The 22765-nt window shown below is 63.7% G+C and carries 23 protein-coding genes and 1 pseudogene; 11 read left to right on the forward strand and 13 right to left on the reverse strand.

The features are described 5' to 3' along the window. Nucleotides 1-101 precede the first annotated feature (101 nt). Nucleotides 102-1739 (forward strand): gamma-glutamyltransferase, encoded by a 1638-nt coding sequence (ggt, locus tag ACSFC5_RS21420; RefSeq protein ID WP_440767240.1) that lies wholly within the window; start codon nucleotides 102-104, stop codon nucleotides 1737-1739. Nucleotides 1740-1856: 117 nt separating this feature from the next. Here ggt and ACSFC5_RS21425 read toward each other — a convergent pair whose 3' ends face one another. Together ACSFC5_RS21425 and ACSFC5_RS21430 are read right to left on the reverse strand one after the other, a co-directional pair. After that, on the reverse strand, nucleotides 1857-2387 hold the full coding sequence (locus ACSFC5_RS21425; protein ID WP_440767276.1) for a redoxin domain-containing protein: 531 nt from the start codon (nucleotides 2385-2387) through the stop codon (nucleotides 1857-1859). Nucleotides 2388-2408: 21 nt separating this feature from the next. Continuing rightward, a pseudogene (locus ACSFC5_RS21430) lies at nucleotides 2409-2666 on the reverse strand (glutaredoxin family protein); the annotation flags it as partial. A gap of 185 nt (nucleotides 2667-2851) precedes the next feature. On the opposite strand from ACSFC5_RS21430, the gene ACSFC5_RS21435 reads away from it, so the two are divergent. Then, complete coding sequence (locus ACSFC5_RS21435; RefSeq protein ID WP_440767241.1) at nucleotides 2852-4177, forward strand: aminotransferase family protein; 1326 nt, start codon at nucleotides 2852-2854, stop codon at nucleotides 4175-4177. Between the two features lie 23 nt (nucleotides 4178-4200). On the opposite strand, the gene ACSFC5_RS21440 is transcribed toward ACSFC5_RS21435, so the two are convergent. Next, nucleotides 4201-5217, reverse strand: a complete 1017-nt coding sequence (locus ACSFC5_RS21440; RefSeq protein ID WP_440767242.1) for an alcohol dehydrogenase catalytic domain-containing protein — start codon at nucleotides 5215-5217, stop codon at nucleotides 4201-4203. A 134-nt stretch (nucleotides 5218-5351) separates the two neighbouring features. Between ACSFC5_RS21440 and ACSFC5_RS21445 the strand changes: the two genes are divergently transcribed. The 3 genes from ACSFC5_RS21445 (at nucleotide 5352) to ACSFC5_RS21455 (ending at nucleotide 6866) form a co-directional block, all read left to right on the forward strand. Beyond that, nucleotides 5352-5582 (forward strand): RidA family protein, encoded by a 231-nt coding sequence (locus ACSFC5_RS21445; protein ID WP_440767243.1) that lies wholly within the window; start codon nucleotides 5352-5354, stop codon nucleotides 5580-5582. Next, a complete protein-coding gene (locus tag ACSFC5_RS21450) occupies nucleotides 5579-5803 on the forward strand; it encodes a RidA family protein (RefSeq protein ID WP_440767244.1) in 225 nt (74 codons plus the stop codon). Before ACSFC5_RS21445 ends, ACSFC5_RS21450 begins: the two co-directional genes overlap by 4 nt. Before the next feature lie 109 nt (nucleotides 5804-5912). Beyond that, complete coding sequence (locus ACSFC5_RS21455; RefSeq protein WP_440767245.1) at nucleotides 5913-6866, forward strand: D-2-hydroxyacid dehydrogenase; 954 nt, start codon at nucleotides 5913-5915, stop codon at nucleotides 6864-6866. A 91-nt stretch (nucleotides 6867-6957) separates the two neighbouring features. On the opposite strand, the gene solA is transcribed toward ACSFC5_RS21455, so the two are convergent. Together solA and ACSFC5_RS21465 are read right to left on the reverse strand one after the other, a co-directional pair. Next, nucleotides 6958-8103 carry an N-methyl-L-tryptophan oxidase gene (gene solA / locus ACSFC5_RS21460; protein ID WP_440767246.1) on the reverse strand — a complete coding sequence of 382 codons (1146 nt, stop codon included), beginning with the start codon at nucleotides 8101-8103 and terminating at the stop codon, nucleotides 6958-6960. Nucleotides 8104-8275: 172 nt separating this feature from the next. Beyond that, nucleotides 8276-8860 carry a GNAT family N-acetyltransferase gene (locus tag ACSFC5_RS21465; protein ID WP_440767247.1) on the reverse strand — a complete coding sequence of 195 codons (585 nt, stop codon included), beginning with the start codon at nucleotides 8858-8860 and terminating at the stop codon, nucleotides 8276-8278. A 266-nt stretch (nucleotides 8861-9126) separates the two neighbouring features. Between ACSFC5_RS21465 and ACSFC5_RS21470 the strand changes: the two genes are divergently transcribed. Further along, the gene (locus ACSFC5_RS21470; RefSeq protein WP_440767248.1) at nucleotides 9127-9675 is read left to right on the forward strand and encodes a hypothetical protein; all 549 of its coding nucleotides are present in this window, start codon (nucleotides 9127-9129) and stop codon (nucleotides 9673-9675) included. A gap of 63 nt (nucleotides 9676-9738) precedes the next feature. Here ACSFC5_RS21470 and ACSFC5_RS21475 read toward each other — a convergent pair whose 3' ends face one another. From ACSFC5_RS21475 to ddh, 4 genes are all read right to left on the reverse strand, one after another. Beyond that, the gene (locus tag ACSFC5_RS21475) at nucleotides 9739-10002 is read right to left on the reverse strand and encodes a glutathione S-transferase N-terminal domain-containing protein (RefSeq protein WP_440767249.1); all 264 of its coding nucleotides are present in this window, start codon (nucleotides 10000-10002) and stop codon (nucleotides 9739-9741) included. Nucleotides 10003-10176: 174 nt separating this feature from the next. Next, nucleotides 10177-11349, reverse strand: coding sequence for an MFS transporter (locus tag ACSFC5_RS21480; protein ID WP_440767250.1), 1173 nt, complete (start codon nucleotides 11347-11349; stop codon nucleotides 10177-10179). 110 nt (nucleotides 11350-11459) lie between these two features. After that, nucleotides 11460-12629: an acyl-CoA dehydrogenase family protein gene (locus ACSFC5_RS21485; protein WP_440767251.1), complete on the reverse strand. Its 1170-nt coding sequence runs from the start codon at nucleotides 12627-12629 to the stop codon at nucleotides 11460-11462. Nucleotides 12630-12817: 188 nt separating this feature from the next. Continuing rightward, a complete protein-coding gene (gene ddh / locus ACSFC5_RS21490) occupies nucleotides 12818-13747 on the reverse strand; it encodes a D-2-hydroxyacid dehydrogenase (protein WP_440767252.1) in 930 nt (309 codons plus the stop codon). A 258-nt stretch (nucleotides 13748-14005) separates the two neighbouring features. On the opposite strand from ddh, the gene ACSFC5_RS21495 reads away from it, so the two are divergent. Further along, the gene (locus ACSFC5_RS21495) at nucleotides 14006-15226 is read left to right on the forward strand and encodes an MFS transporter (RefSeq protein ID WP_440767253.1); all 1221 of its coding nucleotides are present in this window, start codon (nucleotides 14006-14008) and stop codon (nucleotides 15224-15226) included. Between the two features lie 20 nt (nucleotides 15227-15246). On the opposite strand, the gene ACSFC5_RS21500 is transcribed toward ACSFC5_RS21495, so the two are convergent. After that, nucleotides 15247-16434 (reverse strand): CaiB/BaiF CoA transferase family protein, encoded by a 1188-nt coding sequence (locus tag ACSFC5_RS21500; protein ID WP_440767254.1) that lies wholly within the window; start codon nucleotides 16432-16434, stop codon nucleotides 15247-15249. Between the two features lie 171 nt (nucleotides 16435-16605). Between ACSFC5_RS21500 and ACSFC5_RS21505 the strand changes: the two genes are divergently transcribed. Continuing rightward, nucleotides 16606-17397 carry an HpcH/HpaI aldolase family protein gene (locus ACSFC5_RS21505; protein WP_440767255.1) on the forward strand — a complete coding sequence of 264 codons (792 nt, stop codon included), beginning with the start codon at nucleotides 16606-16608 and terminating at the stop codon, nucleotides 17395-17397. Between the two features lie 74 nt (nucleotides 17398-17471). Here ACSFC5_RS21505 and ACSFC5_RS21510 read toward each other — a convergent pair whose 3' ends face one another. After that, complete coding sequence (locus ACSFC5_RS21510) at nucleotides 17472-19115, reverse strand: thiamine pyrophosphate-binding protein (RefSeq protein ID WP_440767256.1); 1644 nt, start codon at nucleotides 19113-19115, stop codon at nucleotides 17472-17474. A gap of 176 nt (nucleotides 19116-19291) precedes the next feature. On the opposite strand from ACSFC5_RS21510, the gene ACSFC5_RS21515 reads away from it, so the two are divergent. The 3 genes from ACSFC5_RS21515 to ACSFC5_RS21525 all read left to right on the forward strand — a co-directional run bounded on the left by ACSFC5_RS21515 (nucleotide 19292) and on the right by ACSFC5_RS21525 (nucleotide 20988). Beyond that, nucleotides 19292-19666: a VOC family protein gene (locus ACSFC5_RS21515; protein ID WP_440767257.1), complete on the forward strand. Its 375-nt coding sequence runs from the start codon at nucleotides 19292-19294 to the stop codon at nucleotides 19664-19666. Between the two features lie 20 nt (nucleotides 19667-19686). Next, entirely contained in the window at nucleotides 19687-19848 is a 162-nt protein-coding gene (locus tag ACSFC5_RS21520) for a hypothetical protein (protein ID WP_440767258.1), read from the forward strand. A gap of 93 nt (nucleotides 19849-19941) precedes the next feature. Beyond that, on the forward strand, nucleotides 19942-20988 hold the full coding sequence (locus ACSFC5_RS21525; RefSeq protein WP_440767259.1) for a zinc-dependent alcohol dehydrogenase: 1047 nt from the start codon (nucleotides 19942-19944) through the stop codon (nucleotides 20986-20988). Nucleotides 20989-21012: 24 nt separating this feature from the next. Here the strand turns inward: ACSFC5_RS21525 and ACSFC5_RS21530 are convergent, their stop codons facing one another. Next, nucleotides 21013-21777: a CoA-transferase subunit beta gene (locus ACSFC5_RS21530; RefSeq protein WP_440767260.1), complete on the reverse strand. Its 765-nt coding sequence runs from the start codon at nucleotides 21775-21777 to the stop codon at nucleotides 21013-21015. Nucleotides 21778-21847: 70 nt separating this feature from the next. Then, nucleotides 21848-22762, reverse strand: coding sequence for a CoA transferase subunit A (locus tag ACSFC5_RS21535; protein ID WP_440767261.1), 915 nt, complete (start codon nucleotides 22760-22762; stop codon nucleotides 21848-21850). Nucleotides 22763-22765: the final 3 nt, after the last annotated feature.

The following is a 22765-nucleotide window of genomic DNA, read 5'->3' on the forward strand; positions in this document are numbered from 1 at the left end:
ACGCTGTCCGCTAATAGTGTGGATTTTCTGGACTAAGTTTCACACTTTTCTGGACTATTCGGACAATAATGTTTTTGCCCCCGTCTATCCACTCCCTTCGTATGGACGGACAGCAATCGCCGGATCTCGATCAGTTCACCTCACGCCGATCGACCGTGTACGCACCGAACGGCATCGTCGCGACCAGCCAACCGCTCGCCGCCGAAGCCGGAGCGGCGATCCTTCGCGAGGGCGGTAACGCGTTCGACGCGGCGGTGACGACCGCTGCTGCCCTGAACGTCGTCGAACCGACCAGCACCGGGCTCGGCGGAGACGTCTTCGCGCTGTATAAGACCGCCGATGACGAGGTCGGTGCGCTTCGAAGCTGCGGCGGTGCACCCGACGACGCGACGCTCGAGCGCGTTCGCGACCGGATCGCCGCCGAGCAGGACGTCGAACCCGACGCGGCTGAGATGCCCACCTACGGTCCGTACACGATCACCGTCCCGGGTACCGCTCGCGGCTGGGAACGGACCGTCGAGGATCTCGGCACGCTCTCTCTCGAGCGGGTGCTCGAGCCGGCGATCGAGTACGCGACAGAGGGGTTCCCGGTGTCGGAGATCATCGCCAATCAGTGGGCGGAGGCGGCGTCGGTGCTCCGTGACGATAACGCTCGCGAGGCGTACCTGCCGGACGGTCGCGCACCCGAGGTCGGTGAACACGTCCGTCTTCCGGCGCTCGGCGAGACGATGCGACGGATCGCCGAGGAGGGGGCCGACGTCTTCTACGAGGGCGAGATCGCCGAGGAGATCGTGTCGGCGGTCCAGTCGCGCGACGGCTTCCTGACGCTCGACGATCTGGTGTCGTTCGAACCGGAGTACGTCGATCCGATCAGTACGACCTACGGCGGCGCCGAAATCTTCCAGCTGCCGCCGAGCAACCAGGGGATCGTCGCGCTCGAGGCCCTGAACATCGCCGAAGCGCTCGGGGCGGGCGATCACCCGCCGGACTCGCCGGAACGGATCCACCTCGCCGTCGAGGCGGCGAAACGGGCGCTGACCGACGGCCTCTTTCACGTCACCGATTCCGATTACGAGGAGATCCCGGAGCTCGGCTCCAAGGCGTACGCGGCGGAGCGAGCCGACGAAATCGGAGCCGAAGCGACGCCGGACGTCGATATCGGACACCCGAGCGCGAACGGGAGCGCCGAGGACGCCGACACCGTGCTCCTGACCGTCGCCGACGAGCAGGGGAACGTCGTCTCGTACATCAACTCTCGCTTCAAGGACTTCGGTAGCGGCGTCGTCGCGGGCGATACCGGCGTCGCCCTCCAGAACCGCGGCAGTTCGTTCTCGCTGGACCCGGACCATCCGAACCGGATCGAGCCCGGAAAGCGACCGTTCCACACGCTCATTCCCGGTCTGGCGCGGTTCGACGACACCGACTGGGCCGCCTTCGGCGTCATGGGTGGCTACATGCAACCGCAGGGGCACCTTCAGGTCCTTCTCAACCTCCTCGAGGACGGGATGTCGCTGCAGGAGGCGATGGATTACCCCCGGTGGCGCTATCAGGTCGACGGCCAGCTCGCCGTCGAAGGACGCTACGACGGGGACGTGCTGACGAAGCTCGCTCGGCGCGGCCACGAGGTGCGGGTCCGACCGCCGGGACACTTCGGTGGCAGTCAGATCGCCCGCAACGACGACGGGACACTTTCGGGTGCCACCGATCCGCGTAAAGACGGCTCCGTCGTCGGATTCTGACCGACTGAAATCTGTTTTTCGCAGATAGCGCAGTTCTACGCGCCACCCGATTCGCGAGTGGGTACTCGAATTCGGAGCCGGGTTTAGCCACTATCAGTTGAGATGGGGAACACTGATTCAGGGCTGGTCCGTCCAGTTCGCCTCGATCTCGTCGTACGGTGGCGATGGCGGCCACTCGTCGGCGACCCAGGCGTGGTCAACGGTCAGGTCGTCCCCGATCAGAAACGTCGCCGGGCGAGGTTCCGACACGCCCGTCATCCCGTCGAGGTCGTGGACGACGCCGTAGCGTTCCGCGACGCCGTTTCCGGGATCGGAGTAGAGCGAGTGCTCGAGGCCCCGGCGCTCGATGAACCGCTGGTGATCGAACGGCTGCGAGATTCCGACGCCGACGACCGTCAGCTCGTTGCCCCACTCGCGTTCGCGAATCTCGTCCCACCAGTACACCGACTTTCCGCCCCAGTTCAACGGATAGAACACCAGTAACACGCGTCCGTCCCTCGCGACCAGATCGGACAACGACGCGTCCTCCCAGTACTCCTCGGACACGAGCGGACGGGTGAAGTCCGGCGCCTGATCTCCTTCAGTCGGGTGATCTGACGGGCCAAACTCGACCAGATCGAACCCGTCCGAAGCGGTTTTCTCGTCCACGACTCCGTCGCCGTACGTTCGATCGAGGTACTCGAGGATCCGGCCGCTTTCGGGCATCGTTACGCCGCGTTCGTGATCGATCACGACGGGCACCGATCGCGTTCCCGACGCGCGAGCGACGGCGTTTCGGCGACTGTGCTCACCCGCGACGAATCGGGAGCGATACGGCACATCGTATCGCTCGAGTCGCCGAACGACGAGTTCGCAGTAGGGACAGCCGTGGAGTCGGTACAGCGTTATCGTCGCGTTTTCACCGTTCGAACCGATGGTAGTGGACATGCGAGGCTACGGTTCGTTCGCGTCGACTCGTCTAAAACACCACTGGTGAAATGGACCAGAAAGGATCACTTTCGCAGTAGCTGGATTCACTATCCGAGTTCTCGATTCGGCGAACTGATCGCTCGGGATCTCCAGAAGCGGACCCATTAGCTCATGTGTGTGGGTATAGATACCATAGGACGAGTATGGCAATCGAACAAGTAGACGATGAACCCGAGAGCGCGGCGAAAACGATCCCCCACTGGTACTCGGCGGACAACGACGACGTTCCGACGCTGGTCGACGGCGACGGCGTCGAGGTATTCGACGCCGGCGGAAGGGCTTATCTGGACTTTCAATCGCAGCTGTACTGCGTCAACGCGGGCCACAGCAACCAACGGATTATCGATGCGATCGCGGACCAACTGGCCCGAATTCCGTACGTCTCCTCCGGAACGCACAACGACACCCGAAACGAACTCGTCACGCGACTGCTCGAGGTCGCGCCGGACTCGATGTCTCAAACGCTGTTTTCGATCTCGGGAAGCGAAGCGAACGAAGCGGCGGTGATGCTCGCACGGGAGTACGCCGACGCACCGAAGATACTCACCAGATGGCGGTCATACCACGGGGCGACCTACGGAACGGCCAGTCTGACGGGCGACACTGAGACGCACTCCTTTATCGAATCGCACGCTGCGACGACTGGAAACGCCAAGTTCCTGCCGCCAATACCAGCAGCGTTCGATGCGGATTCGCCCGAAGCGCTCGCCGAACAGGCGGCGAACCACCTCGAGTTCGTCATCCGCAACGAGGGACCCGATTCGATCGCCGCGATCCTCACCGAAATCGTTGCGGGCTCGAGCGGCGGCTTCACCGCGCCGCCGGGCTATTTCGACCGCGTCCGCGAACTCTGTGACGAGTACGATATCCTGCTGATCGCGGACGAAGTGATCACCGGCTTCGGCCGAACGGGCGAGTGGTTCGGTGCCCAGAGCGAGGGCGTCCAACCCGATCTGATGACGTTTGCGAAGGGGGTCACGAGTTCGTACGTTCCGCTGGCTGGCGTGATGATGAACGCGGAAATCGCCGACTACGTCGCGGAAGAGGGGTTCGATGTCGGCCAGACGTTCGCCGGCCATCCGGTCGGGTGTGCCGCCGGACTAGCCGCGATGGACGTCTACGAGAACGAACTGCTCGAGAACACGCGATCGGTTGCGCCCCACCTCGAATCCCGACTCACCGCACTGGAGGAACGGTTCGATGTCGTCTCGTCGGTTCACGGCCGCGGCCTCCTCTGGGGCGTCGAGTTCACCGATCCCGAGACGGGCGAGCCGTTCGTAGATCCGCGGGTGAGCGACGCCGACAATCCGGTCAAAACGGTCCTCTCCGCGGCCGGCGAGAACGGTGCGATATTCGGCATGGGCCGCCCCGGTATCCAGCTTCTCGTCTCACCGCCGCTCTGTGTGACCGAAACCGAGATCGACGGGGCGGTCGACATCCTCGAGAACGCGATCAAAACTGCGTTCTAGACACCCGAATCGATGACTTCGAACTACTGCTGGGGACGTACGACGAGCTTTCCGACCGCATTCCGAGATCGCATCTCATCGATCATCCGTGCAGTTTCCGCCAGCGGATACTCCCTGGCAATGACCGGGTCCAATCGCCCGGTTTCGACGAAGCCGACGAGTTTCTCGAGGTCGACCTGCGTTCCGAGCGTGCTTCCGAAGAGGCGTTTGTGACCGAAGTAGAGGTCTCGAGCGTCGAATTCGGGAAACTGGCCAGCCGTCCGTCCACAGACGACCATCGCCCCGTTCGTTCGCAACACCTCGAGTCCGACGCGAGTAAACGGTCCGCCGAGGTGGTTGATCGTGACGTCCACATCACCGATCGCGGCGACCGCTGTCCGCATCTCGTCGGGATCGCCGGTGTGAATCGAGTGACTGAGGCCGAGGGACTCGACCGTTCGGAGTTTCGGTTCGACGGTCGACGTCCCGATCGTTTCGGCACCCAGAATCGTCGCAAGCTGAATCGCCGCCACGCCGACGCCGCCGGTCGCACCCGGAACGAAGACGAGATCGCCGGCCGTGGTTCCGGCGCGCTGGAGCATCCTGAACGCAGTCACGTACGCGATCGGAAGCGCCGCCGCATCGACGAAACCGACGGACTCGGGGAGTTCGACGAGTCGGTCCGCGTCGACGACCGCCCGTTCGGCGAACGCGCCGTCGTAGCTGCTGTAGTTCTCGCACATGTTTTCGGGACCTTCGCGACAGAACCGGCAGGTCCCGCAGGTCTCGAGCGGACAGAGGACGACGCGGTCTCCCTCAGAAACGGTCGAAACGTTGGCGGCCGTCTCCTCGACGATGCCTGCCAGATCGCCGCCGGGAACGAACGGGAGGTCCTCGGCGGTGAGTCGATCGTCGTCCTCGAGTTTCCAGAGATCCCGGTGGTTGAGCGCGGCGGCTTCGACGCGAACGATCGCTTCGCCGGGACCCGGACTCGGCGCTGGCCGGTCCTGAATTTCGATCTCGGGGGGCGTCTCGTGACTGGTGAGTGCGGCGACGCGCATAGTGTTGGCCGAGACCACACCACGTAGCGCCTTACCTCCTGTGTTCGCCCCTATCGATCACGGCGTCGAAGCCGTTTCGAGACGATGCGGGCGCGATCAGTATTATTTGCTCGTTCGACCAACCGAACGGTGGCATGCGAAAAACTATCATCGACCCGACTGCAGGAAACGATCTCGTGGCGGACTCGGACGTCGTCAGCGAAACTGCGTACTCGAGGGGCGTCGCCGTCGACTTCGACGGGTACAAGCGCGTGTTCTTGTCGGGTGTCACGCCCGTCGAGACGGCGACGGATTCTATCGAGGCCCAGACCAGAGAGGTCCTCGAGACGATCCGGGCGTTGCTCGCACAACAGGTGGTGAGATGAACGACGTCGTTCGGATCCGGACGTACGTCCAGGACGTGATGGACGACGAGTTCGAAACGATCCGCGAGGTTCGCGGGGAATTCTTCGACCGCGAGCACCTCCCGGCGAGCGCGCTGCTCGAGATCGGATCGATCGTTCGCGGCAACATCGAGATCGAAATCGAAGCCGTGGTGCCGGACTCGGAGTGGGAGGTCGAGCACGTGTCGGCTCCGTCGTCCTGAACCCGACTCTCGACGCCGTCCAAACACGAGTGGCGTCCGAGCCGAGCATCGACGCCGCGAGAGTCGCCGTGCGGTATACGCTTAACCCGCTGGCGCTCGAGGCACCATCATGCAGAAAATCGTCGTTCTCCACGGGACAGCACACGGTATCCCGTCCAGTGAGTGCGCTGACCGGCTCCGGGATCTCCGCTCCGACGTCGAGGTTCGACACGCGTCCTCGAGACGCGAGGAACTCGAACTCGTTCGCGACGCGACGGCCGTCGTCGGTCGTGACCTTCGTCCGGAGTTGTTCGAAGCGGCCGAGAACCTTCGGCTGTTCGCATGTTCGTCGGCCGGCGTCGGCCACCTCGACCTCGACGCGTTCCGAGGGCGAGATATCGCCGTGACTAACGCGTCAGGGATTCACGGGCCGAACATCGCCGAGCACGTGATCGGCTGGATATTGTTGATCACGCGGCGTCTCGACGAAGGACTCCGTCGGCAGGCCCGCCGCGAATGGCGGCACTTCCAAGCGATGGGCGACCTCTCCGGCTCGCGCGTCTGTGTGGTCGGACTCGGCGCGATCGGTCAGGCGATCGTCGAGCGTCTCGAGGGCTTCGGCGTCGAGACCGTCGGCGTTCGGTACACGCCGGAGAAAGGCGGCCCGACGGACGACGTCTACGGCTTCGAGGAGATCGAACGGGCGCTGGTCGGCGTCGACTATCTCGTCCTCGCGTGTCCGCTGAGCGAGACCACCAGGGGACTCATCGGAGCGGACGAACTGGCGACGTTGCCGTCCGACGCGGTGTTGATCAACGTCGGCCGCGGACCGCTCGTGGACACCGACGAACTGGTGGCCGCGCTCCGCGGTGAGGATCTCTACGCCGCCGCCCTCGACGTCACCGATCCCGAACCGCTTCCCGAGGACCATCCGCTGTGGACGCTCGGGAACGTCTACATCACGCCGCACAACTCCGGCTACACGCCGGAGTACTGGGTTCGGATCGCGGACATTCTCGCCCGGAATATCGAACGCGTCACCGACGGCGGATCGTACGACGACCTCGAGAATCAGGTCGCTTGAAATCGACCTCGGCCCGACGTCGTAACCGGCTCACCGACTCGAGGGCGGTACGGACGTCCCAATCGCCCCTTCTCGTACTCACGCGAGTTTCTTACTCACGACTCTGTAGCCGACTCCCGAACCGGTGGACGCCGATCGGGTTGTCGGTGTCGCCGTCGATCGCGAAATCCGCCAGCACCTCACCGACGACGCTGGCGAATTTGAACCCGTGCCCGGTGAACCCCGCGGCGATCGAGACGTGGGGGTACTCCGGGTGCGTATCGAGGTAGAAGTGACTGTCGAGCGAGCGAGTCACGATGCAGGTCGCGAGCCGTAGCGTCGGCCCCGACGCAGCGGGAAAGTGGTTTTCGGTGAGTCGCCTCAGTCTTCTTTCGTCCTCGAGCGTTGGCTCGTCGTCCCAATTGTCCGGATCGATGGAATCGGCACCGGAGGGCGTGTAGCCGAATTTGAACCCGGGCCGTTCGGCCACCGGAAAGCCGTAGAACTCCCCCTCGGGAACGTCGACGTTGAATACCGGGAACGTCTCCGGCGTAAACTTCGCCGGTTCCGTCGGCTGGAGCCAGAGCATCACCCGTCGCTGCGGCGAGAGCGCGTTTTCGAGCAGCGGCATGCGTTTGCCCGCCCACGCGCCGGCGGTAACGACGAGGTGGTCCGCCTCGTACGTCCCGCGGTTCGTCCGGACCTCGACGCCGCGTTCTCGAGGCGTCCACTCGAGCACCCGTTCGCGGGCGTGGACGGTTCCGCCGTGTTCGTGAGCGAAGGTCACGTGCGTCGAGATGGCCCGCTCACAGGCGAGAAAACCGCCGTTCGGCTGGTAGACGCATCGGTGGTCGTCGGGAAGCTCGTAGCCCGGAAATCGCTCCCGAAGCGCCCCACCAGACAGTATCTCGTGCGGTACGTCGTTAGCCGCGCAGGACTCGATTGCGGCCGAAACGTGCGCTGCGTCGACAGGGCCGGCACGGACCGACCCCGTTTCGGTGAGGAGACGCTCGCCCGATTCGGCCTCGAGGTCGCGCCAGAGCGTCCGCGCTCGCTCGGCGAGCGGAACGTACGTCGGGTGTTCGGGCTGTGTCAATCGAAAGATTCGAGTATCTCCGTGGGAGGATCCCCGTCCGTGGGGAACGTCGTACTGCTCGATCCCCAACACGTCGACGCCCCGCTTGGCCAGGTGGTAGACGGCCGAACTCCCCATTCCACCGACGCCGAGGACGATTACGTCGTACGAATCTCGAGTCATCGACACGACAATTGGTGTGTGGTAGCAAAGCTTTTGATCCTCCGTCGCCGAAATCGGCGGCTGAGCGAGCGACAACTGAGACGACCAGTCCTCGCGATGCCTGCGGTGGACATCGATCGGCTAGCTCGTCGTGACGGTAATTCGCGTGAAACAGGGGAAGCCGCGGCCCAACTCAGTCGTCGAGTTTCTCGCGGAGACGTCGCTTCACCACCGGCCACTCCGTATCGAGAATGCTGAAGTAGACTGAATCGCGCAGCCCCTGATGGGTGTGTCTGTGCTGTCGATGGATTCCTTCCTGGGTCGCTCCGAGTCGTTCGATCGCCGCTCGTGACCGTCGATTTCTCGAGTCGGTTTTGAATTCGACGCGCACGCAGTCCCACTCTTCGAAGGCGTGCTCCAGCATCAGGTACTTCGCTTCGGTGTTGGCCGCCGTTTGCCAGTGGTCGGGCGTGAGCCACGTCCACCCGATTTCGACGCTGCGATGGTCGGGTTGGATGGTGCCGAATCTGGTGGAACCGATCGCCTCGCCGGTTTCCCGGCTGACGGTTACAAACGGTAGCGCCCGTCCGTTCGTGCGGTCTTCGACGGCGGCTTCGACCCAGTCGCACATTGCCTCCGGGTCGGAGATATCCTCTCCAAACCAGCGAAAAATGACCGACTGGGAGCCGTTCGTTTGAAGATCGGTGAGATGATCGTCGACGGACAACGGCTCTAACCGGATCGTCTCCGCCTCGAGGGTGACTGGGTCGATGTCCATGTCTTCCCTCTCGCGAGCGACTCCATCAAATTTGCTGCGTTGAGATGACACCGCGCCGATGTTCGGTCCGGTCTTCCCGCACTCGGTCTCGGGAAGCCACTTCTCGATTCACTGGCACTCCATCGATTGTAACTGGAGTAACTCATAGCCGTCTCTGTTGCCACGACTGGAGAAGTCGCAGGGATCACGTCATAATACATCTGGCGAACCAACTTTCAACAGCGCCTCGAGTTTAGCTTTAAGATGGTGGGACCGGTAGGTTTGCTATGGAACAACGGGAGCTTGCGAGTCTTGGTATCCTCGGCGTCTTGGCCGAACGGGAGCGCGCCACAGTCAAAACCGTCCACGAGAAACTTCGCCACAATTTCGGTCGCTACTGGGGTGCGAGCACCGGGATACTCGTTCCGACGATCAACCAACTCAACGAGGACGGGTACGTCGAAACGACCGACAGCACCACGCAAGCGGCGATGTACAAACTCACCGGCGACGGTCGTGACCATTTGCAGTCGTTGCTCACGAAGCCGATTCAGGACGTCTCTCATCCGTCTTTTCGTGCGCATCTGATGATGAAACTGGGCTTTCTCCACCATCTTTCGGTCGACGGCCAACAGACGGAGATCCGGGCCCTGAAGGATCAACTGAAGACCTCCCGTGAGGAACTGCGGACGATCGACGCCACTCACAAGGCGGAGGTCGACGACCGAGAGCGAGTCGGCTACAGACGGGAACTCATCGATCTTCGGGTCCGGATCCTCGACACGTTCCTCGACTGGCTCGACGCTATCGAACCGTCCCAGCCGGTCGAGCAGTGAGCTGACGATATTGTAACCGGTCGCGTATTTCGATACCCGATTCGTGACAACCGGACAGCCCTGTCAGGCGTAGTATTCGTTCAGATATTCGATGATGTCGTCGCTTTCGTAAATCGACTCGCCGCGTGCGGTATCGACCAGGAAGGGAACCTGATCCGCTCCACCGAGTTCGGTCAGTTCGTCGTACGTCTGCTGGTTAGTTACGTCCCCGCCGCTCTTTCCACCGAGTCTCGGGTTGTGAATCACGTACGACACGCCGAGATTCGACAGCTTCTCGCGGACCTTTTGGCAGTACGGGCAGGTTTCAGTCTGGTATAGCTCGAGCATATCCGCCACCACCAATGGACGAAGAAGTCATAAATCAGTATGTACCGGAAATCGGTGGTCAGCGTGGTACGTCGAACAGCTGTGCGAATCGAGGCTCTCCCGTTCGGATTGCGACGACGTCCGCCGACAAACCCGTCTGATACCCGGGGCGTGGATGCAGCCGGGACGAGAAGGTCAGTAACCGAGATCCAGGAGCCAGTTGACGGCCAGCGCGACGGCGACGAGGAGCAAGAGGACCATGAGCATGCCGAACGACGCCGCCCAGCCGAAAACGTCCGCAAACAGCCCGACTGCGACGGAGCCGAAGGAGCCGACGATGAGGTACACCGTCCGGACGAGTCCGAAGCCGGCGCCTCGCTCTTCGTCGGTCATGTTGTCCATGAACCGCGGCTCCACGGCGACCGCCCAGCTCAGTCCGTTCCCGATCAGTACGAGGCCGCCGGCGACACCGAGGACCCCGGGAACCGCGACGAACAGCCCCAACCCCGCTGCACTGGTGACCATGCAACCGAAGGTCGTCACGTCGCGACCGAAGCGGTCCGACACCGCACCGATACCGGGTTTGACGATCGACTGGATGACGAAGTACGCGGAGAAGACGATGCCGGCGAGCGTCGCCGACTGCCCGCGATGCTCGACGAGGAACGTCGGCAGGAACGAGGCCGTCCCTTGCCAGACGAACGCGCCGACCGACGCGATGGCGACGGTGAACACGATCTCCGGCTTGCTGAGGATGTTCGTGACCGCCTCGAGCTGGAACCGCTGTCGGAGCGGTTGCTCGGGCCGATGCGGTTCGACGGGGCGGATTCGCCAGACGAACAGCGCGAATATCGGGGCGGCGACGATCGCTCCGAACGCGACGGCCGGCCGCCAGCCGTACTGAATGCTGATCCAGGCCGCGGCGATCGGTGCGACCAGTCCCGCCGCCGACGAGCCGACCGTGTGGACGCCGATAGCGAACCCCAGGTTATCGTACGTCCGGTCGAGAAGCGTCGTCGCCGCGCTGTAGTGGAGTCCGGCGACGGCGCCGAGGATGACCATGGAGAGCACGAACACGGCGTAAACCGGGGAAAGTCCCAGCAGCAGGCTCATAACGGTTGTTCCCCCGATCGATACCAAAATAATCGATCGCTCTCCGAACCGGTCGGCGAGGATCCCGCTCGGAAACTGCATGATCGCGTACGACAACCACATCCCGGTCAGCGCGATGCCGATGACGGTGTTTCCGATCTGAAAATCGTCGGTGATGGCGGGCACCACGGGGCTGATAGCGAGGCGTGCGACCATCGTCGCGAAGAACGCGAACGTACAGAGCGTGAGTACCGTGTGCTTGTACTGCCAGCTCATCGTTCCTCACGCGTCGACGCGGTCATAATCGGGTACTCACAATGCGGCCAGATCAGTGTGGATTTTCCGGCAAACGGCACACTGCTCGGCGACGCCAAAACGGGGCAGCCTCAGTAGGACTTCGGGAGACCGAGGACGTGTTCGGCGATGTAGTTTTTGACCATCTCGTTCGAGATCGGAGCGATGACGTTGATCATCGTCTCGCGCCAGTAGCGCTCGACGTCGTACTCGCTCGCGTAGCCCATCCCGCCGTGAGCGCGGATCGCGCGTTCGCAGGCTTCGAGCGAATCCTCGCTCGCCCGGAGTTTGACGGCGTTTGCCTCGGCGCCGCAGTCGCGGTCGGCGTCGTAGAGCCACGCGGCCTTCCGGATCATGAGCTCGTCCTGCTCGAGTTTCGCCCATGAATCCGCGAGCGGATGCTGGACCGCCTGATACGAGCCGATGGGGTTGCCGAAGACGACCCGCTCGCCGGCGTACGCGGCCGCTTTTTCGATCGCGGCTTGCCCGACGCCGACCGCGTTCGAGGCGATCGCGATCCGTTCGGTGTTGGCGAACCGAAGGAGATACCGGAACCCGCTTCCCTCCTCGCCGATCCGGTCGTCGGCGGGGATACGAACGTCGGTGAACCAGACCTCGTTCGAGTCCGACGCTCCCCGTCCCGCCTTCGGGATTTCGGACACTTCGACGCCGTCCATGTCCCGGCTAAACTCGGTGAAAAAGAGCGTGAGACCGCCGAATCGGTCGGATTCCGCTCGAGGTTCGGTCCGAGTAAGCAGCATGATCACGTCCGCCTCCTGGGCCTTCGAGGTCCAGATCTTCTGTCCGTTGATCACGTACTCGTCGTCGTCGCGCTCTGCGACCGTCTCGATTCGTGAGGTGTCCGTCCCGGCGTTCGGTTCGGTCACGCCCGTACAGACCTGCACCGAACCGTCGGCGATATCCGGCAGGTAGCGCTCCTTGTGCTCCTCGTCGGCGAACGCGACGAGCGGTTCGGTGCTAAACGTGTGGTGTGCGGTGATCGACGTCCCCGCCATTCCGGCACCCGATCGGGCGATCTCCTGCTGGACCAGCGACGCCTCCTGCACGCCGTATCCCTGTCCGCCGTACGACTCGGGGATCGTAATTCCGCACCAGCCGCCATCGGCGAACGCCTCGAAGAACTCGGTCGGATACTCGTGGTTCAGGTCTTTCTCGCGCCAGTACTCGTCGCCGAACTCGTCGCAGAGATCGCGCACCTGCGATCGGATCAGCCGCTGTTCGTCGGACAGCTCGAAGTCCATGACCGGTATTTCCACCATGCTGGCTAAACAGTTTCCCCCTTTCCCGTTCGAACGCTCCTTGTACTCCCGCTCCAACGCTCGTTACTCCTCCTCGTTCGAACGCTCCGCGATTCATCCGTACGACGCTGCCGCTCTCGAGAGTGCCGTCGCCGACGCAAAGTTTGCGACTCGTCGCCCGTTCTCAGACCTCAGACGACCCGGTTGATGAGGGCTTCGCCTCGTCCGATCCGTTCGACGTTCTCGCGGACGATGCCGCCCACGTCGCGGAAGTAATCGCGGGTGTACGCTGCCGCGTGCGGGGTGACGATGACCTCGTCCAGCTCCCACAGCGGGGACGTCTCGGGTAACGGCTCGGTCTCGAACACGTCGAGTGCGGCGCCCGCGACGTCGCCGGCCTCGAGGGCGTCGATCAACGCTCGTTCGTCGACGACTGCGCCGCGGGCGACGTTGACGAAGTAGGCGTCCGATCGCATGGCGTCGAACTCCGGCGCGTCGAACAGTCCGCGGGTGGCCTCCGTCAACGGCACGGTGACGATAACGAAGTCGGCCGCCGCGATGGGTTCGTGGAGGGTTTCGATGGCGTACATCTCGTCGAACTCCGGGAGGGGGTCGTCGGACCGCCGGACGCCGACCGTCTCGACGCCGAGCGAGCCGAGGACGTCGGCGACGCCGCGGCCGAGCGTCCCCGTGCCGACGACGCAGGCGGTGGTACCCGGGAGCGTGAACGCTTCGTCCCACTCCGGTCGCTCCCAGCGCCGGTCCGTCGCGCTCGCGATCTGGTCGTGGAGTCGACGAGCGAACGCGAGCAGGTAGCCTGCGACGGTTTCGCCGACCGTTCTCCCGTGGATTCCGGTACTGTTGGTGAGTGCGATGCCATCCTCGGCGAGCGCCTCGAGCGGGAAGCGATCGACGCCCGCCTGCGTCGAGTGAATCCAGTCGACCTCGAACAGCGCGTCGAAGTGGTTTCGCGTGACGACCGCGTCGCAGTCGGCGATTCCCGCCTCGTCGACGACGGAGACGTCGACCGGGAGGTCGGAGAGGAATGCCGCGAGCTCCGACGGCGGAAAGATGGCTTCGACGGACTCCTGAACGCCCAGCCGCTCGAGTTTGCCTGTCATACTCTCTCGGAGGTGCAGTCGTCGTATCAATCTTCGCACGGTGGGACTGGGAAACGCATACGGGTTTCCGTCGAAACGCTCGATGCGTCGGCGTCCGGTCGAGTCGTCGTCGGCCGTCTCTCTTACAGCCGTCGCTCCGAATCGGGACGGTGCCCGTCCGTCGTCTCGGAAACTGCCACCCGTCGTCTCCCGAATTACGCCATACTCCGTCCAGCCGTAGCAGAATACTTATCATCGGTACTTGAGTACCGTTCCGCCGTGGGAAGCAACCCTTTCGGGAGCCTCTCCGACCTCAGGAACGGAGTGGCCGACCTCTGGAGCGGCGGCCGCGGGAGGATACTCACCGCGGTTGCCGCCGGTTGGTTTCTCTCCATCGGCGTTCGGATGATCTATCCCGTGATGCTGCCCTATCTCAGGACCGCCTACGGGCTCGACCTGACGACCGCCGGCCTCCTCCTAACGGTGTTGTTCCTCGCCTACGCGCTGGGACAGTTTCCGGGCGGGGTGCTCGCCGACCGGTTCGGAGAGCGATTCACGCTCACGGCGAGCGCGGTGATCTCCGCGGTAACGTTGACGCTCGTCGTCACCGCCAACTCATCGATCGTTCTCTTCGCCGCCACGGCGCTGTTCGGGTTCGGAACGGCGCTGTACGCGGTCGGTCGATACACCGTCCTGCCGCGACTGTACACGGACCGCCTCGGCGCTGCGAACGGCGTGACGGCCGCCTCGCAGGACGCCGGTCAGTCGGTTCTGCCGCCGGTCGCCAGCGTGATCGCGGCGGCGTTTCTGTGGCAGCTCGGATTCGGCTTCGCGATTCCGTTGTTCCTGCTCGCGGCCGTCGTCCTCTGGGCCGTCGTCCCGGCCCGTTCCCCGAGCGCTTCGGAGGACGACTCCGGGTTCAGCCGCGACGATCTCCACGTCCTCACGTCGGTGTTCCGCCAGCCGTCGGTGGTGTACGCGACGGCGGTGTTGATCCTCGGACTCTTCGTCTGGCAGGCGTTCACGAGCTTCTATCCGACGTATCTGGTCGAGGTGAAAGGGCTCTCGACGACCGTCGCCAGCTTTCTGTTCGGGACCTTCTTTGCACTCGGCATTCTCATCAAGCCGCTCGCAGGGGGCGCGTACGATCGGTTCGGCATCCGTCGCTCGCTCACGATCGTCGCGAGCGGACCGACGATCGGCCTCATTGCGCTCCCGTACGTCGACGACCTCTGGATCCTTATCGCGGTCACCGCTCTCGTGAGCACCTTGCTCGGCTTTGCGACGGTCGTCGAACCATCGTTGCTTCACTCCCTCCCCGAGGAAATTCGCGGGACGGGGTTCGGCATCCTTCGATCCGTCGGCTTTACAATCGGGGCAACCAGTCCGGTCCTGTTCGGTGCCGCGGCCGACCGAGGGTTTTTCGACGAGATGTTTCTGGTTCTGGCCGTGTTCGCCGCCGGAATGATTCTCTTGGCGTTCCGGATCCCCGAGAACTGAGCTTCTGAGTCGGCGACGGGCTACGAACTCGAGATGACCGCACCGTGTTCGTGAAATCGCTCGATTTCGTCGTCCGAGTACGACAGCGCCTCGAGGATGTGATCGGTGTGTTCGCCCTTCTTCGGCGGTCGCGAGGAGAACTGCCCGTCGTGGATGTCCGAACTGAAGCGGAACGGAAGCGACGCCGTCAGGACCTGCTCGTCGACCTCCGGATTGTAGCTGTCGACGATCATCGACCGCGCCTCGACGTGTTCGTCGTTCTCCACGAGATCTCGGACCGTCTGAACGGCTCCGGCCGGAATCCCCGCGTCGAGTAGTTTTCGCTCGAGTGCTGCCGACGTAAATTCCGTGAACTCCGGGATGAGCTCGTCCCGGAGTGCTTCCCGGTGGTCCATGCGGTCATCGATCGTTTCGAACCGATCCTCCTCGAGCAGATCGGTTCGATCGAGGGCCGTACAGAGTCGCTCGTACATCGCTTCCGAGAGCGTCGCGACGTAAATGTGACCGTCGGCCGTCGGGAAGACCCCGTTCGGCGCGCTGCCGATGCCCTTGCCCCCCGCGCGTTCGGGGAGCGATCCCGACTGGTCGTAGTTCGTGATCCAGTAGGACATCCAGGAGATCGCGACGTCGAACAGCGAGATGTCGATGTGAGTTCCGCCCCCGCCGCGGTCACGGTGGCGGACAGCGGTGAGGATCGCGAATGCGGCGTTCGCACCCGTCCCGCAGTCGATCAGACTCGCGCGGATTCGGACTGGCGGCCGATCGCTGTAGCCGGTGGTCGCCATGAGCCCCGAGACGGCCTGAATACAGGGGTCGTAGCCGGGATACGACTGATACGGGCCGGTTCGGCCGAAGCCCGACAACGAACAGTAGACGACGTCTTCGTTTCGGGCCGTAACCGACTCGTAGTCGAGATCGTACTTCTCGAGAACGCCGGGCCGAAAGCTCTCCACGATCACGTCGGCCTCGTCGACGAGTTCCGTGACGATCGAACGCCCTGCGTCGGTTTTGATATCGACACACAGGCTCTGCTTCCCGTGGTTGAAGGGGGTGAACAAGTTCCCGTTCATCAAGTTCCGAAACGAGTCGCCCGACGGCGGTTCGACCTTCAGAACGGTCGCCCCCATCTCGGCGAGCAACTGCGTACAGACGGGACCCGCTATCGACTGAGTGAAATCAACGACGGTTAGATCGTCTAAGGGCTTCATACTCCCTCCGATGTCATCACTCGAGAAAATCCTTTGGGAAATGCTACCACATATATGGCGTTACTACCGCCTTGAACGGTCCCCGACCTCGAGGAAATTCGTCTCCGATGACCGAGGATGTGTCACTCCAACCCACAGGCTTTTGCTCCTCGCATCGAAAGCGAGGGCACGATGACAACTGACGCGGACGGAGAGAGCTTCAGGTCCCGATTTGCTGACGGCGACGCTCTCGGGACGTGGGTCTCGATCGGCCACCCGGCGATAGTCGAAGCGGCCGCGAGAGCGGGATTCGACTTCGTTCTCATCGACACGGAACACACCGCGATGAGTCTCGAGACCGTCGCCGAACTCGCCCGTGCGGCCGCTGCGTCGCCCGGAGAACTCGGAGTAATCGTCCGCCCCGCCTGGAACGACCCGGTTCGGATCAAGCGGATCCTCGATATCGGGGTCGACGGGATCATGGTTCCGATGATCGACACGCCGGACGCTGCCGCCGAACTCGTCCGGGCGACGCGGTATCCGCCCGACGGCGATCGCGGAATCGCCTCGGGTCGTGCGGCCGGCTACGGCCAGAACTTCGTCGACTACGTCGCGGAGGAGCACCGGTCGTTGCTCACGATCGCACAGATCGAAACGCCGACCGGCGTCGAACACGCCGCGGCCATCGCGGCGGTAGAGGGGATCGACGCGCTCTTCGTCGGCCCGGCCGACCTCTCGGCGTCCCTCGGCGTCTTCGCCGAGTGGGACGCACCCGAGCTCACCGACGCGATGGCTCGCAGTATCGAAGCCGGAGCGAACACCGACACGCCCGTCGGCACGCTCACGGTTCGGGAGGCCGACGTCGCGGACCGCGTCGAACGAGGGTTCGACTTTCAAATCGCGGGCAAGGACATGACAACGCTCATCGAAACCGGCGAACGGATCCGCGAAACGTACGACGAGAGTGTCTCGAGCCAGCAGTAATATCGAACACAGACGAAACGCGACTCTTTTCGGCGAGATGTAACTTCTCCCGGCGGCTCGAGGCCGGGATTCCGTTACTTGTTCATCCAGACGCTCGACTGCGGTTCGTAGGGGTCGGTCGGAATTTCGACGAGCGTCGGGCCATCGCTTGCGATAGCGTCAGCTACTGCGGATTCGATCTCAGCCGGTGTTTCCGCGCGGTCGACATCGATGCCGAGGCCATCCGCAACGGTCGTGTACGAGACCGGCGTCTCCTCCCAGCCGTACTCACCCTCGTCCATCCGGTAGTTTCGTCTGGCGTCCTCACTGATGATTGCGTAGTCGCTGTTGTTGAGAACGACGACTGTCACGTCGATCCCCTCGTCTGCTAGCGTGTGGAGTTCATGAACGCACATCATCAGCCCGCCGTCGCCCGAGAGCGCCACGACGTCCCGCTCCGGGTTCGCCATCTTCGCTCCGATCGCGGCGGGGACTCCCGTCCCCATCGTCGCCCACGAGCCCGGACTGACGTGATCGCGAGGCTCGTATATCGGAAACATCTGGAGCGCCCACAGCCGATATCCGCCCGCATCGAGGGAGATGATCGCGTCGGCCGGTGTCCCCTCTCGAATCGCGTCCAGTGCCGTGACGGACGTCAGCGGCGGCTCCGTTATCCCGCGCAGTTCCTCGAGTCGCTCGTCGATTGCGGCCCGCGTCGCTCGAGCGCGCTCCAGTCCGGTCCCCTCGGCGATCGTTCGGTCGGCCAGCGTGTCGTCGAGGGCCGCGAGCGTGCGGGCCGCATCAGCCACGATTCCGACCGCCGCGTCGTAGCCGGTCCCGATGTCGCCGGCCTCGAGTGTCACGTGGACCAAATCGTCCGGCACCTCGATCGACCAGCCGTGCATGGTGAGGGCGTCGAAGTCCGTGCCGACGCCGAGTGCGGCGTCCGATTCGGCGACGAGTTCCTTCACGTCCGTGCCGGTGCCGCCACAGAGCACGCCGCCCATGAGTTCGTGATCGTCGGGGAAGACGGCCTTCCCCTTGTACGTGAGGATGACCGGGGCCTCGAGCCGTTCGGCGACCGCTCGCAGTTCGTCGCTCGCGTCGGCCGCTCTAACGCCGCCGCCGGCGACGATGATCGGCCTCGACGCGTCTGCGAGGAGGTCCGCCGCGGCGTCGAGTTTCGCCTCGGGGACGCCGCTGAACGACTGGCGGTCGATTTCGCCGCGCTCGGCGAGCGGAACGTCCATCTTAAGAAAGTTCTTCGGGATCCCGATCCGAACGGGTCCTTTCGGGGCCGTCTGGGCGGCGTCGATCGCCCGCTGGAGTTCGGCGACGGTACTCTCCGGCGTCTCGACGGTAATGTTCTCCTTGACGACGTTGTCGTAGGTGTCCGGCGGCGTCTCGTGAATTCCGTCGCCGCCGCGAATCTCCGGTTCGGTCTCGACGGCGATGTGCAGGAGCGGCGTACAGTCGTTCAGCGCGTTTTTCAGCCCGTTCATCGCGTTCATATCGCCCGGCCCGGGGATGACCACCGTGGCGGCCATTCCGCCGCTTGTTTCGGCGTACCCCCACGCTTGATGTGAGACGGCGGTTTCGTGGCGAGCCATGACGAACCGGATATCGTCGCGCTCGCTGATGCTCTCGTTCAGCGGGAGCGACTGTTTGCCCGGAATACCGAACAGCGTGTCGACGTCGTTCTCGGTCAGACAATCGATAATTGCCTCGTTAACCTTCATAGCCGTACTGAGACCGAAGACAGTGTAAAGGTTTAGGGTATCCCCTGTGAAAGACAGTGTAATTTCACCCGATACCCGTCGTGTGGTTCGCGACGCGGTCGTCCCCGAACCACAGCGGTCGCGAAACCGGCGTCGCTGACGATATGCTTTTGTACCGGGCCTTGGTGGGAGATAGCATGGACGTCCTCCATACGGCTATCTGGGTCGACGACATCGACGCACAACTGGCGTTTTACTGCGACGGACTCGGACTCGAGCAGACGCGCGAGTTCGACCTCGACGGCGTGACCAACACCTACGTCGCCGGAGAGAGCGACGCGGAGATCCAGTTCAAACACGACGACACCGATCGAAATCCCGAGCCGGCCGGCATCGACCACCTCGCCGTCCAAGTCGCTGACATGGCCGAGACGATCGAGACGGTCGTCGAACGGTACGACAGCGAGGTCGTCGACGAGCCACGGACCATCGAGGAGAAGGGGATTCAGATCGCGTTCGTCACCGATCCGGAAGGATACGTCGTCGAACTCATCGAAACCCTCGAGGCGTAACCGAACACGGAGTCGTTCGCATGAGCAACGAAAAACAATCCCTCGTCGAATCGCTGTTCGAAGCCGAATCCCAGTTTCACGAGCTGATGCCGATCAAAGACGCCTATAGCAAACTCCTCTTTCGCTCGCTCCTCTGGTTCGCCCTCTTCAGTGTGGTCTACATGGTCGTCACTGGTCTGTAAACGGGGGTTCGATCCGAGGGGATTCGACTCGATTAGTACGAGCCGAGGATCTCCGACCCGAAGTATATGGTTCCCCCTCGCGTCACCGCAGGTGTGACGCCGAACACAGCGGATCGAATGACTGCGGTACTGAAGACGCGACCCGAACCGGGAATGGCACTCGAGTCCGTTCCCGTCCCCGAACCGGGGTCCGGCGAGGTCCGAATTCGGGTCGAGTCGGTCGGTATCGACGGCGGCGCGGAGGCGCTGATCTACGACTGGCACGAGAGCAAACGATACTACGCGGATCAGCTTCCGCAACTGTTCGGCCACGAGTTCGCCGGCGTGATCGATGAAACCGGGCCGGACGTCGACGGGTTCGAGGCGGGGACGCGCGTCGCGGTGGAGCCCGTCCTCGGCTGCGGCCGCTGTCGGCTCTGTCGCTCGGGGTCGTTCGGTATCTGTCCCGATCGGCGAATCGTCGGTCTCCATCCGGACCTCGACGGGGCACTCGCGGAGTACGCCGTGGTACCACAGGAGACGCTCTATCCAATCGGCTCATTGAGCGCGGACGAAGGCGTCTTTCTCGAGTTGCTCGGACTGGCCGTCCACGGGATCGAACGCTCCGGGTTCGAACCCGGCGATAGCGTCGCGATCTCCGGCCCCGGATCCGTTGGGATCGGCGCGCTCGTCGCGGCGGTCGCCGGCGGCGCGAGTTCGGTCACGGTTATCGGGACGGCGGACGACCGCGAGGATCGACTGCCGCTCGCGCGCGAACTCGGTGCGACGCGGACGGTCACGGCTGAGAACGCCGAGGCGAAACTCGCCGAGGAGGTCGACGTCTTCGTCGAGGCCTCCGGACATCCCGACGCGGTATCGCTCGCGTCGTCGGCGACGCGTCGCGACGGCGAAATCGTCCAGATCGGCATCTTCCACGGCTCGGAGACGGTTCCCGTCGATCTCACTCGGCTCGTTCGGCGGGGCGTCTCGATCACGACGGTCTACGGCCGGCGCGACTCGAGTTGGCGACGGGCGATCGCGATCGCGGAGAACGCCGACCTCTCGCCGGCACTCGGCCCGTCGTTTCCGCTCGGTGAGTACGAGCGCGCCTTCGACGCGACCCGTCGGCGAGAAGGGATCAAAATCACGCTGCATCCGTAGCGCGAAAAAGTACTCGACGGGTTCTCACTCGGCCTGATCGGTGTACATCTCGTTCGGGTCGAGATCCTCGCGGATCAAGCGTAGCTCCTCCTCGTTCGGCTCCGGCGTCGTCCCCAGGTCGTCGGCGAACTCGATCTCCCAGCCGGTCTCGGCGCGCACTTCCTCCTGCGAGGCGTTCGGGTGAAGGGTGTCGACGTACATCTCTCCCCGTTCGTCGAACCGGCAGACGGCGAGGTCGGTAATGACCGCTTCCGGCCCGCCGTCGAGTCCGAGATCCGCTCGACCCTCACGGCCGCCGACAAAGCCGGGGCTCGTGATGAAGTCGACTTCTTCGGGGAACCGTCGCTCCGAGTGGGGCGTGACCATCAGCGTCCGGTCGACGTGACCCGCGATCTCGCAGGCCCCGCCGCTCCCCGGCAGCCGAACCGTCGGATCGTCGTAGTCGCCGATGACCGTGGAGTTGATGTTGCCGTACTTGTCGATCTGTGCGCCGCCGAGGAAGCCCACGTCGAGGCGGCCGGCCTGCAGGTAGTAGTTGAACCCGTTGCGCATCGGTTCGATCGAGACGGCCCCCGACGCGAGCACCGGATCGCCGATCGAAAGCGGCGGCGAGGACGGATTCGATCCGATCGTCCCCGACTCGTAGACCATCTTCAGTTCCGGGGCGTGCGTTCGCTTGGCGACGTTACACGCCAGGTTCGGCTTGCCGATTCCGACGAGCACCGAGTCGTCGTTCTCGAGTTCCCTCGCGGCCGCTACCACCATCAGTTCGCTCTTCGTGTAGTTCATTGGGTTGCCTCCGTGGATTCGGTCGATCGATCGGTTCCGCCATCCCCGCGAGCGCTCGAGCGAGGGACAGTCATCGGTACGCCCCCATGTCGATGGGCGTCGCGTACGAGTGGTCCGGCTGCAGGTCGAGCAGTCGCTCGGCGCCGAGTTTCTCGACGTACTCCCGGCGGTTTTCGACGCCGTAGACCCACTCGTCGAGCCAGGCCTCGACCCGGTCGACGTCGCTCGCGATTTCGGCCCACTCGATGTAGGCCTCGTTGTCCCGACCGTAGTAGCCCTGGGCGTACGACGGGTGGGAGCCGTAGGGGTCGTGGACGACGTGATCGACGTCGTCGCTCGTAATGACGGTTCGGTTCGGATCGCTGCGGATCGTCTCCTCGGAACACAGCTCCTCCACCGAGAGTATGACCGTGTCGGCGGCCAAACCCGCGATCTTCACCTCTCCTTGAATCCCCCAGAGGTGAGCGTTCCCCGCCTCGTCGGCGCGCTGGGCGCGGATGACCGCGACGTCCGGCTGGATCGGCGCGACGGCGTAGACGTAGTCGTCGTCGAACGGGCTCTCGACGCGAGCGATGTTGTCGTTGTGCTTGGGCAGGTCCGAACCGATAAACCCGCGGAGCGGGGCGAACGGAAGGTTCGACGCGCCGGCGTCGAGCGCGGCGATCAACCCGAAGTGGGTGTACTCCTCGAGCTCCAGTTCCGTCGGGATCCCGTCCTCGGCCGCGCGGCGAAACGCCGGCAGACTGCCGACGCCCGGGTTCCCCGCCCACGAGAACGTCGCCTTCCGCGCGCAGCCGGCGGCGATCAACTGGTCGTAGATCAGGTCCGGCGTGGCTCGGATCAGCTCGAGGTCACGCTTTTCTTGTCTGATGATCTCGTGACCCGCGGCGAACGGAATCAGGTGCGTAAACCCTGCGAGATAGATACTATCACCGTCGGAGACGCCGGTGCTGATGGCGTCGTGCATGGACGTGACCTTGCTCATAGC

The organism is Natronorubrum marinum, assembly GCF_052040125.1.
In the GTDB taxonomy this organism is placed as follows: Archaea; Halobacteriota; Halobacteria; order Halobacteriales; family Natrialbaceae; genus Natronorubrum.

Excerpts from the sequence above, each read along its gene's own strand:
- ACSFC5_RS21440 (WP_440767242.1), bottom strand. The coding sequence starts at position 5,217 with ATGCGCGTCGCCGCACTCACCAGTCACGAGACGCCCCCCGAGATCGAA.
- ACSFC5_RS21465 (WP_440767247.1), bottom strand. The coding sequence starts at position 8,860 with ATGGACATCGACCCAGTCACCCTCGAGGCGGAGACGATCCGGTTAGAG.
- ACSFC5_RS21480 (WP_440767250.1), bottom strand. The coding sequence starts at position 11,349 with ATGAGCTGGCAGTACAAGCACACGGTACTCACGCTCTGTACGTTCGCG.
- ACSFC5_RS21470 (WP_440767248.1), top strand. The coding sequence starts at position 9,127 with ATGGAACAACGGGAGCTTGCGAGTCTTGGTATCCTCGGCGTCTTGGCC.
- ACSFC5_RS21485 (WP_440767251.1), bottom strand. The coding sequence starts at position 12,629 with ATGGACTTCGAGCTGTCCGACGAACAGCGGCTGATCCGATCGCAGGTG.
- ACSFC5_RS21475 (WP_440767249.1), bottom strand. The coding sequence starts at position 10,002 with ATGCTCGAGCTATACCAGACTGAAACCTGCCCGTACTGCCAAAAGGTC.
- ddh (WP_440767252.1), bottom strand. The coding sequence starts at position 13,747 with ATGACAGGCAAACTCGAGCGGCTGGGCGTTCAGGAGTCCGTCGAAGCC.
- ACSFC5_RS21515 (WP_440767257.1), top strand. The coding sequence starts at position 19,292 with ATGGACGTCCTCCATACGGCTATCTGGGTCGACGACATCGACGCACAA.
- ACSFC5_RS21530 (WP_440767260.1), bottom strand. The coding sequence starts at position 21,777 with ATGAACTACACGAAGAGCGAACTGATGGTGGTAGCGGCCGCGAGGGAA.
- ACSFC5_RS21520 (WP_440767258.1), top strand. The coding sequence starts at position 19,687 with ATGAGCAACGAAAAACAATCCCTCGTCGAATCGCTGTTCGAAGCCGAA.
- ACSFC5_RS21505 (WP_440767255.1), top strand. The coding sequence starts at position 16,606 with ATGACAACTGACGCGGACGGAGAGAGCTTCAGGTCCCGATTTGCTGAC.
- ggt (WP_440767240.1), top strand. The coding sequence starts at position 102 with ATGGACGGACAGCAATCGCCGGATCTCGATCAGTTCACCTCACGCCGA.
- ACSFC5_RS21535 (WP_440767261.1), bottom strand. The coding sequence starts at position 22,762 with ATGAGCAAGGTCACGTCCATGCACGACGCCATCAGCACCGGCGTCTCC.
- ACSFC5_RS21435 (WP_440767241.1), top strand. The coding sequence starts at position 2,852 with ATGGCAATCGAACAAGTAGACGATGAACCCGAGAGCGCGGCGAAAACG.
- ACSFC5_RS21500 (WP_440767254.1), bottom strand. The coding sequence starts at position 16,434 with ATGAAGCCCTTAGACGATCTAACCGTCGTTGATTTCACTCAGTCGATA.
- ACSFC5_RS21450 (WP_440767244.1), top strand. The coding sequence starts at position 5,579 with ATGAACGACGTCGTTCGGATCCGGACGTACGTCCAGGACGTGATGGAC.
- ACSFC5_RS21445 (WP_440767243.1), top strand. The coding sequence starts at position 5,352 with ATGCGAAAAACTATCATCGACCCGACTGCAGGAAACGATCTCGTGGCG.
- ACSFC5_RS21455 (WP_440767245.1), top strand. The coding sequence starts at position 5,913 with ATGCAGAAAATCGTCGTTCTCCACGGGACAGCACACGGTATCCCGTCC.
- solA (WP_440767246.1), bottom strand. The coding sequence starts at position 8,103 with ATGACTCGAGATTCGTACGACGTAATCGTCCTCGGCGTCGGTGGAATG.
- ACSFC5_RS21510 (WP_440767256.1), bottom strand. The coding sequence starts at position 19,115 with ATGAAGGTTAACGAGGCAATTATCGATTGTCTGACCGAGAACGACGTC.